Here is a 17,169-nt window from a genome sequence, read left to right on the forward strand (position 1 = left end):
AGTTAGTCGCGGTGTGGTTCGGCGAGCCCGTGAGCGAGCATGTCGACGGCTTCGGCGAGCAGGACGTGCAGCGGCGTGGCGGTGCCGGCCCAGCGGGCGACAGCCACCCGGAACGCCGCGCCCGCCGCAGCGCCGAGCAGCAGCGGGTAGGTGTCGTCGGCGGGCAGCCCGACCCGTTCGGCGATTCCCGCGACCAGCTCGCGCTCGACCACTTCGCCGCCGGAGAACACCTTCGCCAGCAGCACTGGGTGCTGCTGCACCACACGCATCCGCTGCAACCAGAGGTCGCGGTCGTCCGCCAGTTCCGCGGCGACTTCCGCCAACAACGCCTCACGCACAGCCGCCGCGGCGGACAACTCCGCCGGTGCGGCGAGCACGTGGGCACGCATGCGAGGCCCCGCGTCCGGGTCGGGCCCGAGAACAGCGTCTTCCTTGCACGCGAAGTAGTTGAAGAACGTCCGAGTCGAAACCCCCGCCGCAGCGCTGATGTCCTCGACGGTCACCTGATCGAGACCATGCTCGGCGACCAAACGCACCGCGGCGTGCCCCAAAGCCGTCCGCGTCTGCCGCTTCTTGCGGCCACGAAGCCCCTCGGCCGCCGGCGTGCTCACCCGATCAGCGTAAGGAGAAACCTGCACGTACTGCAACTTTGCAGACCGTGCAACCTTGTGATCCCTCTCTCAGCTGTCGTGCCTGGTAGGCGCATCAGCGGCGACAAGAACGGCAACGGTCCCCGGGTAGTCACCGTCCGACGCACGACTGTTCCGCTCACCCCACAGCGCACAGTCGAGCGGCGTGGGCCCGTCCTCGTCGAACGCCTTATCCGCAAGATCAGCACCACGCTCCACCAACAGCCGGACCACCTCGACCCGACCGTTCATCGCAGCCTGGTCCAACGGCGTGAAGTTGCTCCACCCCCGAGTGTCGACATCCATCCCCGCGTCGAGCAGAGCGGCCACCACATCAGCCCGATCCAAAGCGGCGAACTGCCCCAGGATCCACCCGTAGTCGTCACCGCCAGGCGTGCCGAGGACCGGCGCGACAGCACGGGGCAGCGACACGGACTCACCACGCGCCACCGCCAACACCGCCTGATCCACAGCGTCCAACTCGGCTTCGGCACCATGCGACCGCAACAACGAATACGCGTCCAAGTGCCCACACCGAGCCGCCAACGCCAACGGACGCCGGCCGACGTCCCACCGCCCCCACGGCAGGTTCACGTCAGCACCAGCGGCGATCAACAGCCGCAGAACCTCGACGCTCCGACCCCGCCCGATCGCATGGTGCAGGCAGAACTCGGCGTTGACATCGACACCCCGGTCGAGGAACCACCGCAGCCCGACCACGTCCTCGCAGTCCAGCTTGTGGTTGACCATACGTTCGAAGCCCGGCCGGTACAGATCGTCCAGCAGCGTGGTGTCCGACTGCTCGCAGGCGTGGTAGAAGGCGTCTTCGTCCGAAATCGGAGGCACACCGAGGACACTACGTCACCCCGACGCGTGACCGTCTACTTCGAACAGTCCCAGCGCGCCGGCCGCTAAGGTGCCCGGAAGGCAAGATCGACCCTTGAGGGAGAACGATGCTCCGCAGCACTCGCCTCTTCGGCCCGAAGCGCCGCGTCACCTTCTCGCTACCGCTCGACCACCCGCGCGGCCCGGTGAGCGTCGTCGGCACGTTCAACAGCTGGACCCCCGGCGTGCACGAGCTGGTACCCCGCCGCGACGGCACCCGCACCGTCACCGTGATCCTCCCCCCAGGCACGCACCGCTTCCGCTACCTGGGCGCCGGCGGCCACTGGTTCGACGACACCGACGTCCCCCACGTCGACCACGAAGGCTGCGTGATCACGATCGGAACCGACTCATAACCACGATTGACACCGATCGTCCACAGAGGACGCCCTGGACGCAGCCGCCGCACAACGGACCCGCAACCGACGCGCCGAGGCCCGATTTGACATGGGTTCGGGTGCCATAGGCTGGTCGAAGCCGGGCAGGCTTGGCGGGCGCTTTATCCGCCAGGCCTGCCCGGCTTTGGCCTGTCTGGGGTGCCCGTAAGGGTCCCATGTCAAATCGGGCCGGCCCATGCCGACGTATAAGTGCTAATGTAACAGCACTGTCATACTTCCCACATACGTCCCGCAGGAGGCACCGTGCTGTACCCGGAGATCGAGCCCTACGACCACGGGATGCTCGACGTCGGCGACGGCCATCACGTGTACTGGGAGGTGTGCGGCAACCCGGACGGCAAGCCCGCCGTGGTCCTGCACGGCGGGCCGGGCTCCGGCTGCTCCCCCCACGCCCGCCGCTACTTCGACCCCGCCGCCTACCGCGTCGTGCTGTTCGACCAGCGGGGCTGCGGCCGGAGCACACCGCACGCCGGTGAGCCGGTGGTCGACCTGTCCACCAACACCACCGACCACCTGATCGGCGACATGGAACGGCTGCGCGAACTCCTGGGCATCGACCGCTGGCTGGTATTCGCCGGGTCGTGGGGTTCGGTGCTCGGCCTCGTGTACGCGGAACGCTTCCCGCACCGCGTGTCGGAAATGGTCCACGCGAGCGTGGCGACCGGCCGACGGTCGGAGACCGACCTGTTGACCACCGGCCTGGCGCCGATGTTCCCGGAAGCACACGCCCGGTTCCGCGAGTTGGCGCCGACAGGCGATCCCGCGGCGGGGTACCTCGAACTGCTCCTCTCCCCCGACCCGGTCGTGCACTACCGGGCGGCCAGGCAGTGGTGCGCGTGGGAGGACGCGTTGCAGCCGTTGACGACCGCAGGAGCGTGGTTCGACCCCCCGAAGCACGGATTGGCCTTCGCACGGCTTGTCACGCACTACTGGGCACACGGCTCGTGGCTCCCGGAAGGGATCGTCCTGGAGGAGGCGTGGAAGCTCGCCGGCATCCCCGGCGTAATCGTTCAAGGACAGCTCGACCTGGGCAATCTGATCGGCACCCCGTTCGACCTCGCGCACGCGTGGCCGGACGCCGAGCTGATCCTCCTCACCCAGACCGCCCACGGCGGGAGTGACGCGATGACCGAAGCGAGGGTCGCCGCTACCGACAAATTCCGGTAACACCCCGAAACTCGGTGCGATGCTGTGATTGCGGCTCTGTCGGCTGAAGGCGGCTCAGTCGGCTGTGACCACAGCGAGGTACACGCACGGGGGGTGCCGGATGCCAGACAGGTTCACCGAGAGCGCGCGCCAGGTCTCCGTGCTGGCCCTCCAAGAGGCTCGGAGGCTCAACCACACCGCCATCGGCACCGAACACCTCCTCCTCGGCCTGATCGGGGAAGGCGGCGCGGCGGCATCGGTCCTGACGTCCTTCGGCATGTCACTGCCCAACTGCCGGGCACACGTCCAGAAGATCAACGGCCGGGGGACCCTCCCCGTGCCCGGCCACCTGCCGTTCACCCCCGGCGCGAAGCGGGCACTGGCCTACGCGGTGCGGGAATCCCTCACCCTGCACCACCTGCACGTCGACACCGGCCACCTGCTGCTCGGCGTGCTCGCCGAATCCGACGGAGTCGCGCTCGACGTGCTGGCCGCCTCCGGCGTGTTCCCCACCGACCTACGAGACCGCGCGTTCGCCGCGCTGGCCGGGATCGAACTGCCACCCGGGCAACGACAAGCCCGCCTGTTCCTCAGCTACCGACGCCCGCAAGACCTCCACCTCGCGGGACGCATCGCGGACCGGCTGGACGACATCGGCCGATCGGTCGTCCGTGACGTGGCCGAGTGCGACGTGCTGCTGGCCGTGGTCAGCCCGGACTGGACGCCGACCGACCTGATGCGCGCCGAGGTGGAGCGCGCGGCCGAACGAGCGGTGCCGGTGATCCCGGTGCTGGTCGACGGGGCCGAACTGCCCCTCGACCAGCTACCGGGACCCGATCACGTCACCGTCCGCCACGAGACGTTCCGCGCGGACGTGGGCCGGTTGGCCGACGTGGTCCGCTACGCCCAGCCGGGCATCGGGTAGCCGGCCATCAGGTCGGCCACCTCGGCCGCGATCCGGTCCAACGCCTGCGCATCGTCCGCTGCCACGACCGCCCGCTCGATCCACTCCGCGATCTGCGGCATGTGGTCCGTCGTCAGGCCACGCGTGGTGATCGCGGCCGTGCCGAGTCGCACCCCCGACGGGTCGAACGGCTTGCGCGGATCGAACGGAACGGTGTTGTAGTTCGCCTCGATCCCCGCCCGGTCCAACGCCTTCGCCGCGGGCTTCCCGCCAATGCCCTTCGCGGTCACATCAACCAGGATCAGGTGGTTGTCGGTGCCCCCGGAGACCAGGTCGAAGCCCCGGTCCAACAGCGCGGCGGCCAACGCCCGAGCGTTCTGCACGACCGCGTGCGCGTAGAGGCCGAAGGACGGCTCCAACGCCTCCCCCAGCGCGACCGCGATAGCCGCAGTCGTGTGGTTGTGCGGGCCACCTTGCAGACCGGGGAACACCGCCTTGTCGATGGCCTTCGAATGCGCGGCGTCGGTGAGGATCATCGCGCCACGCGGCCCGCGCAACGTCTTGTGCGTGGTAGTGGTGATCACCTGGGCGTGCCCGACCGGCGACGGGTGCGCGCCGCCCGCGATGAGCCCGGCGATGTGCGCGATGTCGGCGGCGAGCACCGCGCCCACCTCGTTCGCGATCTCGGCGAACGCGGGGAAGTCGATGGTCCGCGGAATGGCCGTGCCACCGCAGAAGATGACCTTCGGGCGTTCGGCGCGGGCCAGGTCCCGAACCTGGTCGAGGTCGACGACCCCGGTTTCCTTGCGCACGCCGTACTGCACGCTGCGGAACCACTTGCCGGTGGCCGAGACGCCCCAGCCGTGGGTCAGGTGGCCGCCGGCGGGCAGGGCCATGCCCATGACCGTGTCACCGGGGTTCAGGAACGCCATGTACACGGCCAGGTTCGCCGGGGAGCCGGAGTACGGCTGGACGTTGGCGTGGTCGGCGCCGAACAGGGCCTTGGCCCGCCCGATCGCCAACTCCTCCACCGGGTCGACCACCTGCTGGCCTTCGTAGTACCGACGGCCCGCGTACCCCTCGGAGTACTTGTTGGTCAGCACCGAGCCGGTCGCTTCCAGCACGGCGGTCGAGACGTAGTTCTCCGAGGCGATCAGCCGGACCTTCTCGAACTGGCGGCGGGCCTCGGCCTGGACCAGGCGGGCGACCTCGGGGTCCGCGCCGGTCAACGACGGGATGGCGGGTTCGTGCACGACGACCTCCACGCGCGCGGGGGCGCTGCCGTAGCACCCAGGCGCGCGGTGCGATCCGGCTCAACGCTCCCCGGTGGTCTGTCCCACCCTCCGCACGCCAGTCGCGAACGTCCGAATCCTACGCCCGCCTGCTCCACCGCACCACGGAGTTGCGAGCTGCCACACAACCCCTGCCACACAGCCCCTGCCGCACGACACCCACAGCACATCACCCGCTGCCCGACACCCACAGCACAACACCCGCCGCACAAACATCTGCCGCACAACACCCCACGAGGCATTCGCCCCTGCCAGGTTTGGGCGAAATGGACCATTGCCGCGACGAACGGCCGGCCCAATACTCGGGGTTGGAAACACACGGAGTTGGAAACCTTCCAACAGGCCCTGTGCCACGTCAGCACTTCCCCCTGCCCCCGAAAGGACTGACGTGCTCGATCGGCGAACGTTCGTGCTGGGTGCCGCCGCTTCCGCGGCCGTCGCCAGCGCATTACCGGCCCACGCGGCTGCCTCGGCACCCGCGCCGGGCGCTACACCGGACAAAACCACACCCGACAAGACCGCTGGAGTCTTCGCCGCAGCCGGCGGCACTCCCCTACTCCTGACCCAACGCGACAACCAGTGGGTGCTCGTCGACGAGGGCGGTTCGGTGCGCATCACCACCGGCCTCACCGGCGCCGACCTGGTGGACGTCACCAGCGACGGAACCACGTTCACCACCGTCGGCGCGGTGAGCGGCGACCCCATCGCCACCATCTGGGAGTCCACGGACGGCATCGCGTGGACCGAGGTTCGCCGCCTGCACGGCGTTCGCTCGGAGTTCACCGCCGTCGGCGGCGGCCTGGCACTTGGCTCGGTCGTGAAGCACGAGCGCGCTTCGGTGGTCCGTATCGCCGCACGCCGCACCGCGAACGGCTGGAACACCGTGCGGATGCGCGGACTGGAGTGGACGGACGGCCTGTCCGCCACCGCTGTCGCCGCGACCGCCGACGGCTGGATCGTCGCGGCCGTCGACATCTCCGGCACCGTCCTCCACACGTCGCGCGACGGCGTCAACTGGACCGCCCGTCCCCGTCTGGACGGTGTCGCGGTGCGCGGGCTGACCGCGGTGGACGGCCGCGTGCACTGGGTCGGCAACGAGATGGTCGACGCCACCCCGCTCACCGGCGTCCTGGACGCCGACACGACCCGACCGGACGTGCCGGCGGACGCGAAGGCGCTGGGTGTCGCGGGCACCCGGTCCGGCTGGCTCACCGGCGGCCGACTGATCACCGTGGAGGCGACCCGATGATCACGTTCAGCCGGATCGACGGCACCCCCGTCTACTACTGGCGGTCCAGCCGCGGCAACACGACCCTGCGCAACTGGCAGGCGACCCAGGCCTTCTACGACTCCCTGGTGCTGTGGATCCGGGACCTGCGGTCGTTGTCGTCGGCCTACGGCAGCATCACCTACCTGGTGTCGGCCGGGTTCTACGTGAACAAGCCCGGCCAGCACGGCGCGGGCACCGCGATGGACCTGGACTACGTCCGGTGGAGCGGCGGGCAGGTCTCGTCACCGCTCGACCAGCACCACGCGTCCGGCACCCTCGCCACCCGGCGTCGGTACCTGGCGGTGGACGCGGCGTGTCGGCGGCGCTTCCGGTACGTGCTGGACGGTTGGTACAACTCCGCCCACGCCGACCACATCCACTCCGACTTCGGCGGCCTGCCGGTCCGCTGCGTGACGAGTTCGGACAGCGACACGAAGTTCGTGCAGTCGCTGTGCAACAACTTCATGAGTTCGGGGCTGGTGGTGGACGGCATCTGGGGTCCGAGGACCCAGAGCGCGTTCAACACCGCCAAGTCGCGGCTCGGCGTCACAGGCGACCCGCACACCAGCAGCGCGGCGTGGCAGACGTTCCTGTCCGCCGCGGCGCGCCGGGGATTCGCCAACCAGGCGTTCTAAACGCTAACGAACTAAACGCTGACGGGCCCGTGAGTCAACCGACTCACGGGCCCGCCTCGTCACCAACCCGCTCCTCACCCACCAACCCGCTGTTGAGCACCAACCCGGTTCTTGCCCACCAACCCGGTAGCCACGATCAGCAACCCCACAGCCGTCGCGATCACCGGCACCACCAGCGCCCGGTGGAACCCCTCCAGCAACCCGGCCTCCCCCACGCTCAGCGAAGCGGCCATGCCCAGGCCGAGCGCGCCGCCGAACTGGAACGACGTGTTCCAGATGCCACCGGCCAGCCCTTGCTCCTCATCCGCGACGCCCTCCACCGCGACGATCGTCAACGTGCCGTAGACCAGCGTGAACGCCACCCCGAGCAGCACCATGGTCGGGAACATCGCGGTCCAGTAGTCGGCGTCGGCGGGGATGCCGAGGAACAACGCGTAGGCGACGAGCGCGACCGCGAAGCCGGCGACCAGGACCTTGGGGTTGCCGAACCGGTCGACCAGCCTCGGCGTCAGGGTCGGCGCGAGCACCGAGTCGATGGCGATCACCAGCAGGGCCAGGCCGGTCTGCAACGCGGTCCAGCCGCGCAGGTCCTGGAGGTACAGCACGGTGATGAACTGGAAGCCGACGAACGATCCGGCGAACAGGATCGTGGCCAGGTTCGCCCGCACCAGGTTCACGCTGCGGAAGATGCCCAGCCGCATCAGCGGCGCACTGGACCTCCGTTCCGCGATCACGAACGCCACCAGCAGGGCGACGCTGATCGCCGCCGTCAGCACCGTCTCGCTGGGCGGGACCTCCGGGGCGACCACCACCGTGTAGACCACGCCGACCGCGCCGAGCGTCATCGTGATCGCGCCGAAGACGTCGTAGCCCTGGCCGGTCCGGGGCGGCGCGTCGTCGTGCGCGATCAGCCTGACCGCCAGGACCAGGATCACCGCGGCGAGGATGACCGGGACGAAGAACACCCAGCGCCAGCCGAGCGCGGTCAGCAGGCCGCCGACGACGAGGCCGAGCGAGAAGCCACCCGCCGCCGTGCCCGCGTACCAGAGCAGGGCACGGTTGCGCAGTGGTCCTTCGGGGAAGCTCGTGGTGATCAGGGACAGCCCGGCGGGCGTCATGAACGCGGCGGCCAGGCCGGTCATCGCCCGTGCGGTGATCAGCATCCAGCCGTCGGTGGCCAGGCCGCCCAGCCCGGAGAACACGACGAACACGGTCAGCCAGAGGACGAACATCCGGCGTCGGCCGAGCAGGTCGGCTGCGCGACCGCCCAGCAGCATGAAGCCGCCGTAGGCGAGCACGTAGGCGCTCACGACCCACTGGAGTTCGCCGGGGGCCATGCCGAGGTCCCCCCTGATCGCGGGGAGGGCGACACCCAGCATCGAGACGTCGACGCCTTCGAGGAAGATCGAGCCGCACAGAACGAACAGCAGTGCGCGGGCGCGCGGGGTCATGCGGGTCAGGCCGCCGTCTACCGGTGGGCTCTGCGATGTCGTGTGCACTTCACTCCTTGGTCCGCCGCTTGCATGCACATGCATCATCTGCCATGCGCGACGGGCGCGGAAGAAGGCACTTTGAAGTCACCTCTCCGGCTATCTGGGCCCCAGGCCGGTCTTCCCGTCCAGCAACTCACGCACCGCGTCGAGGTGACCGGCATGGCGTGCGGTCTCCTCGATCATGTGCAGGACGATCCGACGTAAATCGGTGGTCTCCTCACCCAGCCAGCCCGGATGACGCCCCACCGGGGCTGTCGACAGCGGCAGGGAGGCGAGCGCGGCGTCCGACCGCTCGCACTGCTCCCGGTAGAACGCGAACACCTCGGACGGCGATCTCGGCGTGGTGAACGGCGCGGGGTCGGCCCACGGCAACGGGTCGGCGTGCCCGGTGAGGATTTCCTGGAACCAGTGCCGCTCGGCGTAGCCCAGGTGTTCGACCATGGCCAGCGGTGTCCACCCCGAGGGCAGGACCGGGGTCGTCAACGCCACGTCGTCGAGGCCTTCGAGGATCGCCAGCACCGCACCGCGCTGCGCGTCCAGGAACATCGCCAACGCGCTCTTCTCCTCGTCCACCGTGGCCCCCGTCGTCCCGATCATGCAGTCGCCGGAAGCTAACAGGCCCCACCGACAATTCCGGTCAACCAGACAGGTCAACCAGACACCCGGGGCGGCATCACGACGTCCTCGGGGTTCTTGTCCGGCCGCAGCCCGCGCCACGACGAGTGCCGCAGCCGGCCGTCCGTCGTCCACGCCCGGTACTCGACCTCGCCGACCAGGTCGGGGTCCACCCAGTGGGCGCGGCGGGCCTGGTCGAGGGGCACCGGGCCGGCGAACGGCGACGTGGTCCGGGCCAAAGGCAGCAGCCGTCCCTGGAGGTCGACCAGCGCCGCGTGGGTGAAGCCGGTGCCGACCTTGCCCACGTACCGGAGACCGTCGTCGGTCGGCACGCCGAGCAGCAGTGACCCGATCGTGCCCGCGCGGCGACCGTCACCGGGCCGCCAGCCGCCGATCAGCACCTCCTGCGTGCGCACCAACGGCACCTTCACCCACGCCGTCGAGCGACGTCCGGGCTCGTACCGGGAGGAGACCCGTTTGGCGACCACGCCTTCGAGCCCGTAGTCCTCGGCCACCGCCAACACGTCCCGACCGTCCACGTCGGTGAACGACGGCGGCACGCGCACCTCGGCCCGGCCGCCCAGCCCGAGCGTCGCCAGCTCGTCCCGGCGGGTCGTGTACGGCTCGCCGAGCAGCGACCGTCCGTCCAGGTGCAGGAGGTCGAACACGTAGTACACGAGGGGCACGCGGGCCATCAGGTCGTCACCGGGTCGGGCGACGTGCATGCGGGACTGCAACCGGCCGAAATCCGGCTGCTTCTGTGCGCCGAGAGCGACGATCTCGCCGTCCAGGACGGCTTCCCGTTCACCCAGAAGTGCGGACAGCGCCCGGACCTCCGGGTAGGTCGCGGACACCTCCAGGTCGTTGCGGGTCATCGCCCGCACCCGCCCGCCACGCACGTAGGTGACCGCTCGGACACCGTCCCACTTGAACTCGAACGCCCACCCCGTGCCCGCCGGCAGGACGCCCGACGAGGCCAGCATGGGACGGATCAGCTCGGGGAACGCGGTCTCGGCGCGCAACGGCATACGACCGTCCCTTGTAGACGGACATTGCGCCAAGTGTCACCCCGGCGGCCCGGCGCCGCACGTCGGACTTACGCGCCGGCCGCGTTCCGAGTGTTGAATTCGGGGGTCCTGAACGTAGGACACGGTGGTCCTGAACGTAGGACTCGCGCGTTCTGAACGTAGGACTCACGGGGATTTGCGGCGTTCGAGCATGACGGTGTCGCGCCACACGCCGTGGTGCTGGGCGATGCGTTCGCGGACGCCCACGGTGCGGAAGCCGGCCGAGTGGTGCAGGGCGATGCTGGCCCGGTTCTCCGGGAAGATGCCGGTCTGGAGGGTCCACAGGCCACCCTCGTCGGCTGCGGTGACCTGCCTGTGCAGCAACGCCTTGCCCACCCCGCGACCGCGGAAGCCCTCACCCACGTACACCGAGTTCTCGGCCACGCCGGAGTAGCACTCGCGGGTCGACACGGGGGCTAGTGCGGCCCATCCGGCCACCTCGCCGTCGATGACCGCCACCCAGCGGTGGTCCGGCAGCCACTTGGATTCGAGGACGCGTCGACTGGGGGTCTCGGTCTCGAAGGTGGCGTTGCCGGTGGCGATGCCCTCACCGTAGACGCGGCGGACGTCGGCCCAGTCGTCCTCCGCCAAGGCGCGGACGGTCACGTCGGACGGCAGGTCCACCGGGCAGCACGGCCGGGTGACGATCGTCCCCATCACGGCGTCCGCCGCGTGCGGCAGGCCGGTGCAGCACGCCGCGTTGACCGACACGAGGGTCGCGGTGCCCTCCTTGCGCAGCCGGACGAAGCCCACGTCGGCGAGTTTCCGCAGGTGGTGCGAGCAAGTGGACTGACTCACGCCGACCGCCTCGGTGAGCGCGCCGACCGTAATCTCGCCAGGGTGGATGGCGACGGTGTGCAGCAGCCGCACCCTGGTCGGGTCGGCCAGGCACGCGAACCACTCGGCGTACGTGGTGGCGTCCTCCGGAGCGAGGCCCGGGGTGGGCAGCAGCGTCGTCATGACCCCAGACTATCGACAAACACCGATGGTTGCATCTATCTACGTTCCTCGATACATTCTCCTCGTTCGATCGATGAACGCCGATGAAAGAGGTGTCTGGTGGACGAGCTCTCCGTTGTCGTGGTCGGGGCGGGGCCGGTCGGGTTGGCCGCGGCGGCCCACCTGCTGGAGCGCGGGTTGCGGCCGTTGGTGCTCGAAGCGGGCCCGCAGGCGGGTGCGGCGGTGGCGCAGTGGCGGCACGTCCGGCTGTTCTCGCAGTGGTCCGAACTGGTCGACCCGGCCGCACGCCGGCTGCTGGAGCCCACCGGGTGGAGCGCGCCCGACCCGGACGGCTACCCCACCGGCGAGGAGTGGGCGGCGGAGTACCTGGTGCCGTTGGCGCGGGCGCTCGGCGACCACGTCCGGGTGAACTCGCGGGTCGTCGGGGTCACGCGCCGGGGACGGGACCGGGTCGTGGACGCGGGCCGGGACAGCGAGCCGTTGACGGTGCACGTCGAGGGCGGCGAGCGGATCACCGCCCGCGCGCTGGTCGACGCGTCGGGCACGTGGGGTGTGCCGAACCCGCTGGGCGGTGACGGGCTGCCGGCCGCCGGTGAGCCGGAGGCGTCCGACCGGATCGGCTACCGCGTGCCGGACGTGGTCGGCGAGGAGGCCCGGTACGCGGGCAAGCGGATCGCCGTGGCGGGCAGCGGGCACTCCGCGCTCACCGCCCTGATCGCGCTGGCCGACGTGGCCGAGCGGCACCCCGACACGAAGATCACGTGGCTGCTGCGCCGCGGCGCGGTCGGCGCCGTGTTCGGTGGCGGCGAGGCGGACCAGCTGCCGGCGCGCGGCGCGTTGGGGCTCAAGGCGAAGGAAGCGGTGAAGGCCGGGCACGTCGAGGTGGTCACCGGGTTCCGCACGGAGGCGGTCGAGCGTGACGGCGAGCGCCTGGTGCTGGTGTCGGAGGACGGGCACCGGCTCGACCCGGTGGACGAGGTCGTGGCGCTGACCGGGTTCCGACCGGACCACTCGTGGCAGTCCGAGGTGCGGCTGGACCTCGACCCGGTGCTCCAGGCGCCCACCAGGCTGGCGCCGCTGGTCGACCCGAACGTGCACTCGTGCGGCACGGTGTACCCGCACGGCGCGAACGAGCTGCGGCACCCGGAGCCGGGCGTCTACCTGGTGGGCATGAAGAGCTACGGCCGCGCGCCGACGTTCCTCGCGTTGACCGGGTACGAGCAGGTGCGCAGCGTGGCGGCGGAGATCGCGGGTGACCACGAGTCGGCGGCGAAGGTCGAGCTGAAGCTGCCGGAGACCGGCGTGTGCGGCGGGTCCGGTGTGTTCGACGTGGCCAAGCCGGAATCTTCGGGCGGCTGCTGCGCCGCGCCGTCCGTGGCGGCAAAGGACGAGCCGGCGGCGGCAGCGAAGGCCGAGCCGGTGCCGGCGGTGACGAAGGTCGAGGCGGCGCCAGCGGTGGCGAAGGTGGAGCCGGAGTCGGGCGGCTGTTGCGGCACGCCGTCCGTGGCGAAGGACGAGGCGGCGCCGGCGGTGGCGAACGTCGAGCCGGAGTCGGGTGGCTGCTGCGGCACGCCGTCGGTGGCGGATCTGACGCTGACCGCGTCGGGTGCGCGAGCCTGAGGTGGTGCGGCCCGGTGTGCTCAAGGGGCACGCCGGGCCGCGCCGTGTCCTGGTCGTCCTCTGCCTGACGCAGATCACCAGCTGGGGCGTGCTGTTCTACGGCTTCCCGGTACTCGCTCCCACCATCGCGGCCGACCGGGGGTGGTCCGGCGCGGCGGTTACCGGGGCGTTCTCGGTGGCGCTGCTGGTCAGCGCCGTGGTCGGGGTGCCGGTCGGCCGACTGCTCGACCGGCACGGCCCCCGCGTGGTGATGACGGTCGGGTCGGTGCTGGCGGTGGCGGCGCTGGGCTTGGTGGCGTCGGCGCGGTCGTTACCGTGGTTCTACGCGGGGTGGGTGTTGGTCGGGGTGGCGATGGCCGGGGTGCTGTACCAGCCCGCGTTCGCCGCCCTGACCCGCTGGCACGGCGCGGAACGCCGGGTGGCCGCGCTGACCGTGGTGACGTTGGCGGGCGGGCTGGCGAGCACGGTGTTCGCCCCGCTCACCGACGCGTTGGCCGGGCACTTCAGCTGGCGGGAGACCTACCTGGTGCTCGCCGCGCTGCTGGCCGTGCTCACCATCCCCGCGCACCTGTTCGGCCTGCGGCTGCCGTGGCCCGCCCATCCGGCGGCAACGGACGGCCGCCGTCCGACCACGATCGCGCGCAGCCGCCCGTTCGTGCTGCTCGTGGTCTCGATGAGCGTCGGCGCGGTGGCCGTGTACGGGATCGTCGTCGCGCTCGTGCCGCTGTTCGTGGAACGGGGAGTCTCCCCAACCACCGCCGCCTGGGCGCTCGGTCTGAGCGGCGTGGGTCAGGTGCTCGGACGCCTCGGCTACGGGCGTCTGGTGGCGAAGTTCGGCGTGAAGGCCCGAACCGCGGGCGTCCTGTCCGCGGCGGCCACCACGACCCTCCTCTTAGGACTGATACCCGGTCCGGCCGGCGCGCTCGTCGCCGCCGCGGTGCTGGCAGGCGTCGTCCGGGGCATCTTCACGCTCACCCAGGCCACCGCCATCTCCGACCGCTGGGGCACCGCCCACTATGGACGACTCAGCGGCCTCCTCCACGCGCCGCTGACCGTCACCGCCGCCGTCGCACCGTGGGCGGCGATCGCACTCGCCGGACCACTGGGCGGCTACCCGGCGGTGTTCACCCTGCTGGCGGCGGTGGGACTGGTCGCGGCCGCGATCTCCCTCAAGTCCGTGCCGTCCCGACGGGACACTTACACTGTGGAGTAGGACGTCTCAGGGGGCTGCGGTGGCTGTGGGTAGTGACGAGTTCTTCCGGATGGTGAACGCGCTCGTCGACGTCGAACGCAAGGACAGCGGGGACTACAGCTCGTACGGCGTGCGGGGAAAGCGGTTCGGCTACTACTGGCCGCGCACGCAGACCGTGGGCCTGAAGCAGACCATCTCCGAACAGCTCGCGCTGGTGGCCGAGCGGCCGGACGTGTTCGAGGAGCAGTTCACGGCCGGCGGCTTCGGCTGGGTCGTCGTGTGCCTGGAGGGCATCGAGGCCGACGAGCTGTCCGAGTTGGTCTTCGAGGCGTGGCGGCTGTCCGCGCCCGAGGAGCTGATCGCCGTGGCGCCCGACCCGGCCCGGTCCCGCTGACGGTTCAGGCCCGCTGACGGTTCAGGCGGCCGGCACGTCCAGTTCCGCGAGCAGGGCGCGGACCCGGCGTTCGATCTCGTCGCGCACCGGGCGGACGTCGGCCACGTCCTTGCCCGCCGGGTCGTCCAACGTCCAGTCCAGGTAGCGCTTGCCCGGGTAGACGGGGCACGCGTCGCCGCAGCCCATCGTGACCACGACGTCGGCGGCGCGGATGATCTCCTCGGTCCACGGCTTGGGGAACTCGCCGGTGATGTCGATCCCGCGTTCGGCCATCGCCTCGATCGCGGACGGGTTGATCTCGAAGCCCGGCTCGGAGCCGCCCGACCAGGCCACGGCCGCGTCCCCGGCCAGGTGCTGGAAGAACCCGAGCGCCATCTGGCTGCGGCCGGCGTTGTGCACGCACAGGAACAGCACGGTCGGCTTGCCGTCCTGGTGGTGCCCCTCCACCCGTGCCAGGGCGTGCAGGCGCTGACGGGCGAACCGCTCGGCCAGCAGCGGCAGGAAGTTCGGGATGGTGCTGTGCGCCGCGAACTGGTCATAGCTGGAGTACAGGAACCGCTCGATCGTCTCCGCGCCGAACACCCCGTCGAACGACTCGCGCAACCGGACGGCGGCCGTGCGCAGGGCGAGTTGCTGGTCGACGCTCAGGTCGTGGCGGCGGTGTTCGCTGGTCCCGGTCATCGTTCCAACCCTCCGGCATTCTCAGTCAACGTTTATTGAGTCAATAGTCGTTGAGCATCCCGGTGGGCGTCAACACGTTGACTGGGTGAACCCGCTCAAGCATCATTGACTCAATGACTACTGACTGGCCTTCGGACACGGTGGCCCGTGCACGGGTGCACGCGGCCCTCGGCGAGCCCGCCCGGCTCGCTTTGGTCGAGCTGCTCGTGCTCGGCGACGCCTCACCCGGCGAGGTCGGTCGCGAGCTCGGCCTGCCCAGCAACCTCCTCGCCCACCACGTCAAGCTGCTCGAACAGGCGGGCGTGGTCGAGCGGTCCCGGTCGGAGGGCGACCACCGGCGCACCTACCTGCGGCTGCGCACCTCCGCCCTGGCCGACCTCGTGCCGACGGGGCTGCGCCAAGCGCCCCGGGTCGTGTTCGTGTGCAGCCACAACTCGGCACGCTCGCAGCTGGCCGCCGCACTCTGGAAGAAGCGCAGCACCGTGCCGACCGCGAGCGCGGGCACCCGACCGGCCGAACGGGTCCACCCGCTGGCCGTCGCCACCGCCCGCGCCCACGGCCTGTCGCTGACCCGCGCCCGGCCGCACCACCTGGACGACGTGCTCCAACCCGACGACCTGGTCGTCGCGGTGTGCGACAACGCCCACGAAGAACTCACCGACCACCACGACCGGCTCCACTGGTCCGTGCCCGACCCGGCCGCCGTCGGCACCGAGGACGCCTTCGCCACCGCCTACCGGGACCTCGCCGACCGCGTCGAACGCCTCGTGCCCGCCGTCCGCCCCGCCCCCGAGGGATCCTGAATGCCCCGCCCGCTCCCCCACCGGCTGGTCGCCGAATACCTCGGCAGCCTGCTCCTCGCCGCCCTGGTGATCGGCTCCGGCATCGCCGCCCAACGCCTCTCCCCCGGCGACGTCGGCCTGCAACTGCTGGAGAACGCCGCCGCCACGGCCGTCGGCCTCTTCGCCCTCATCCTGATCTTCGGCCCGGTCAGCGGCGGCCACTTCAACCCCGCCGTGTCCCTCGTGGACGCGATCTTCCGCGGGCTGGCATGGCGCGACGTCCCCGCCTACGCGCTCGTCCAGGTGCTCGGCTGCGTCACCGGCGCGGTCCTGGCCAACACCATGTTCGAAGCGGCCCCGATCAGCATCAGCACCACCGAACGGGCCACGGCCGCGCACGGGCTGTCCGAGGTCGTGGCCACAGTCGGCCTGCTGCTGGTCATCTTCTCGCTCGTCAGGTCCGGCCGGGCCGCCCTCGCGCCCGCCGCCGTCGGCGCCTACATCGGCGCCGCGTACTTCTTCACCAGCTCCACCAGCTTCGCGAACCCGGCCATCACCGTCGGCCGTGCGTTCAGCGACACGTTCGCAGGCATCGCCCCGAGCTCCGTGCCCGCCTACGTGCTGGCCCAACTCGTCGGCGTGGCGGTGGCCGTGCCGCTGCTGCGCCTGCTCTACCCCACCCAGACCACCCCGGCTCCGACCGCCCCGGTCCCGTCCACCACCGACAGCACCGCACCCGTCACCGAAGGGCAAGTCCGTTGACCAGCAAGCCCGAAGTCCTGTTCGTCTGCGTGCACAACGCCGGCCGCTCCCAGATGGCCGCCGCGCTGCTCCAGCACTACGCCCTCGGCCGCGTCACGGTCCGCTCGGCCGGCTCCGCGCCCGCCGACAAGGTCAACCCGGCCGCCGCCGAGGCGTTGGCCGAGCTGGGCCTCGACATCACCGCCGAGGTGCCGTCCAAGCTCACCACCGAGGACGTCGAAGCCTCCGACGTGGTCATCACCATGGGCTGCGGCGACACCTGCCCCGTCTTCCCCGGCAAGCGTTACCTCGACTGGGAGCTCGAAGACCCGGCCGGCCAGGGCGTGGACGCCGTCCGCCCCATCCGCGACGACATCGACCGCCGCGTCCGCAACCTGCTCGCAGAACTCCTCGACGCGCCCGCGTAGTCTCGGTGCCCCCGCGAGTCGGACCGTTCGATTCTGG

Annotated in this window: 19 protein-coding genes and 1 riboswitch; of the genes, 11 read left to right on the forward strand and 8 right to left on the reverse strand. The window is 70.7% G+C overall.

Annotated features, from left to right (window positions below):
• Positions 1-2: 2 nt before the first annotated feature.
• Both F4560_RS12505 and F4560_RS12510 read right to left on the reverse strand, forming a co-directional pair.
• The gene (locus tag F4560_RS12505) at positions 3-611 is read right to left on the reverse strand and encodes a TetR/AcrR family transcriptional regulator (RefSeq protein ID WP_184919677.1); all 609 of its coding nucleotides are present in this window, start codon (positions 609-611) and stop codon (positions 3-5) included.
• Positions 612-680: 69 nt separating this feature from the next.
• Positions 681-1,475, reverse strand: coding sequence for an ankyrin repeat domain-containing protein (locus F4560_RS12510; protein WP_312869255.1), 795 nt, complete (start codon positions 1,473-1,475; stop codon positions 681-683).
• Between the two features lie 107 nt (positions 1,476-1,582).
• Here F4560_RS12510 and F4560_RS12515 point away from each other — a divergent pair, with 107 nt between their 5' ends.
• From F4560_RS12515 to F4560_RS12525, 3 genes are all read left to right on the forward strand, one after another.
• The gene (locus tag F4560_RS12515; RefSeq protein ID WP_184919679.1) at positions 1,583-1,870 is read left to right on the forward strand and encodes an early set domain-containing protein; all 288 of its coding nucleotides are present in this window, start codon (positions 1,583-1,585) and stop codon (positions 1,868-1,870) included.
• A gap of 285 nt (positions 1,871-2,155) precedes the next feature.
• A complete protein-coding gene (gene pip, locus F4560_RS12520) occupies positions 2,156-3,079 on the forward strand; it encodes a prolyl aminopeptidase (RefSeq protein ID WP_184919681.1) in 924 nt (307 codons plus the stop codon).
• 100 nt (positions 3,080-3,179) lie between these two features.
• The gene (locus F4560_RS12525) at positions 3,180-3,983 is read left to right on the forward strand and encodes a toll/interleukin-1 receptor domain-containing protein (protein ID WP_184919683.1); all 804 of its coding nucleotides are present in this window, start codon (positions 3,180-3,182) and stop codon (positions 3,981-3,983) included.
• Here F4560_RS12525 and glyA read toward each other — a convergent pair.
• Positions 3,959-5,215 carry a serine hydroxymethyltransferase gene (gene glyA / locus F4560_RS12530; RefSeq protein ID WP_184919685.1) on the reverse strand — a complete coding sequence of 419 codons (1,257 nt, stop codon included), beginning with the start codon at positions 5,213-5,215 and terminating at the stop codon, positions 3,959-3,961. The two genes, F4560_RS12525 and glyA, sit on opposite strands and share 25 nt — an antisense overlap.
• Before the next feature lie 28 nt (positions 5,216-5,243).
• Positions 5,244-5,330, reverse strand: a riboswitch (ZMP/ZTP riboswitch).
• Between the two features lie 312 nt (positions 5,331-5,642).
• Between glyA and F4560_RS12535 the strand changes: the two genes are divergently transcribed.
• Together F4560_RS12535 and F4560_RS12540 are read left to right on the forward strand one after the other, a co-directional pair.
• A complete protein-coding gene (locus tag F4560_RS12535) occupies positions 5,643-6,503 on the forward strand; it encodes a hypothetical protein (protein WP_184919687.1) in 861 nt (286 codons plus the stop codon).
• Positions 6,500-7,159: an extensin family protein gene (locus tag F4560_RS12540; protein WP_184919689.1), complete on the forward strand. Its 660-nt coding sequence runs from the start codon at positions 6,500-6,502 to the stop codon at positions 7,157-7,159. Before F4560_RS12535 ends, F4560_RS12540 begins: the two co-directional genes overlap by 4 nt.
• 74 nt (positions 7,160-7,233) lie before the next feature.
• Here F4560_RS12540 and F4560_RS12545 read toward each other — a convergent pair whose 3' ends face one another.
• The 4 genes from F4560_RS12545 to F4560_RS12560 all read right to left on the reverse strand — a co-directional run bounded on the left by F4560_RS12545 (position 7,234) and on the right by F4560_RS12560 (position 11,294).
• Positions 7,234-8,658 (reverse strand): MFS transporter, encoded by a 1,425-nt coding sequence (locus tag F4560_RS12545; protein ID WP_312869260.1) that lies wholly within the window; start codon positions 8,656-8,658, stop codon positions 7,234-7,236.
• 90 nt (positions 8,659-8,748) lie between these two features.
• Positions 8,749-9,249: a DinB family protein gene (locus F4560_RS12550; protein WP_221483467.1), complete on the reverse strand. Its 501-nt coding sequence runs from the start codon at positions 9,247-9,249 to the stop codon at positions 8,749-8,751.
• 53 nt (positions 9,250-9,302) lie between these two features.
• On the reverse strand, positions 9,303-10,295 hold the full coding sequence (gene ligD, locus F4560_RS12555) for a non-homologous end-joining DNA ligase (RefSeq protein ID WP_246477785.1): 993 nt from the start codon (positions 10,293-10,295) through the stop codon (positions 9,303-9,305).
• A 165-nt stretch (positions 10,296-10,460) separates the two neighbouring features.
• Positions 10,461-11,294 carry a helix-turn-helix domain-containing GNAT family N-acetyltransferase gene (locus F4560_RS12560; protein ID WP_184919690.1) on the reverse strand — a complete coding sequence of 278 codons (834 nt, stop codon included), beginning with the start codon at positions 11,292-11,294 and terminating at the stop codon, positions 10,461-10,463.
• Between the two features lie 99 nt (positions 11,295-11,393).
• Between F4560_RS12560 and F4560_RS12565 the strand changes: the two genes are divergently transcribed.
• From F4560_RS12565 to F4560_RS12575, 3 genes are read left to right on the forward strand one after another with little or no spacing between them, the layout of a single operon-like run.
• On the forward strand, positions 11,394-12,914 hold the full coding sequence (locus F4560_RS12565) for an FAD-dependent oxidoreductase (protein WP_184919692.1): 1,521 nt from the start codon (positions 11,394-11,396) through the stop codon (positions 12,912-12,914).
• Positions 12,901-14,127, forward strand: a complete 1,227-nt coding sequence (locus F4560_RS12570) for an MFS transporter (protein ID WP_312869265.1) — start codon at positions 12,901-12,903, stop codon at positions 14,125-14,127. The genes F4560_RS12565 and F4560_RS12570 overlap by 14 nt, the downstream gene beginning before the upstream one ends.
• Positions 14,128-14,146: 19 nt before the next feature.
• Complete coding sequence (locus F4560_RS12575) at positions 14,147-14,500, forward strand: MmcQ/YjbR family DNA-binding protein (RefSeq protein WP_184919694.1); 354 nt, start codon at positions 14,147-14,149, stop codon at positions 14,498-14,500.
• A 21-nt stretch (positions 14,501-14,521) separates the two neighbouring features.
• On the opposite strand, the gene F4560_RS12580 is transcribed toward F4560_RS12575, so the two are convergent.
• Positions 14,522-15,181, reverse strand: a complete 660-nt coding sequence (locus F4560_RS12580) for an arsenate reductase ArsC (protein ID WP_184919696.1) — start codon at positions 15,179-15,181, stop codon at positions 14,522-14,524.
• A gap of 113 nt (positions 15,182-15,294) precedes the next feature.
• Between F4560_RS12580 and F4560_RS12585 the strand changes: the two genes are divergently transcribed.
• The 3 genes from F4560_RS12585 to F4560_RS12595 are packed head-to-tail and all read left to right on the forward strand — an operon-like array spanning position 15,295 to position 17,132.
• Positions 15,295-15,984 (forward strand): arsenate reductase/protein-tyrosine-phosphatase family protein, encoded by a 690-nt coding sequence (locus F4560_RS12585; protein WP_184919698.1) that lies wholly within the window; start codon positions 15,295-15,297, stop codon positions 15,982-15,984.
• Entirely contained in the window at positions 15,985-16,725 is a 741-nt protein-coding gene (locus F4560_RS12590; protein ID WP_184919700.1) for an aquaporin, read from the forward strand.
• The gene (locus F4560_RS12595) at positions 16,722-17,132 is read left to right on the forward strand and encodes an arsenate-mycothiol transferase ArsC (protein WP_184919702.1); all 411 of its coding nucleotides are present in this window, start codon (positions 16,722-16,724) and stop codon (positions 17,130-17,132) included. The genes F4560_RS12590 and F4560_RS12595 overlap by 4 nt, the downstream gene beginning before the upstream one ends.
• Positions 17,133-17,169 lie beyond the last annotated feature (37 nt).

The organism is Saccharothrix ecbatanensis, assembly GCF_014205015.1.
In the GTDB taxonomy this organism is placed as follows: Bacteria; Actinomycetota; Actinomycetes; order Mycobacteriales; family Pseudonocardiaceae; genus Actinosynnema; species Actinosynnema ecbatanense.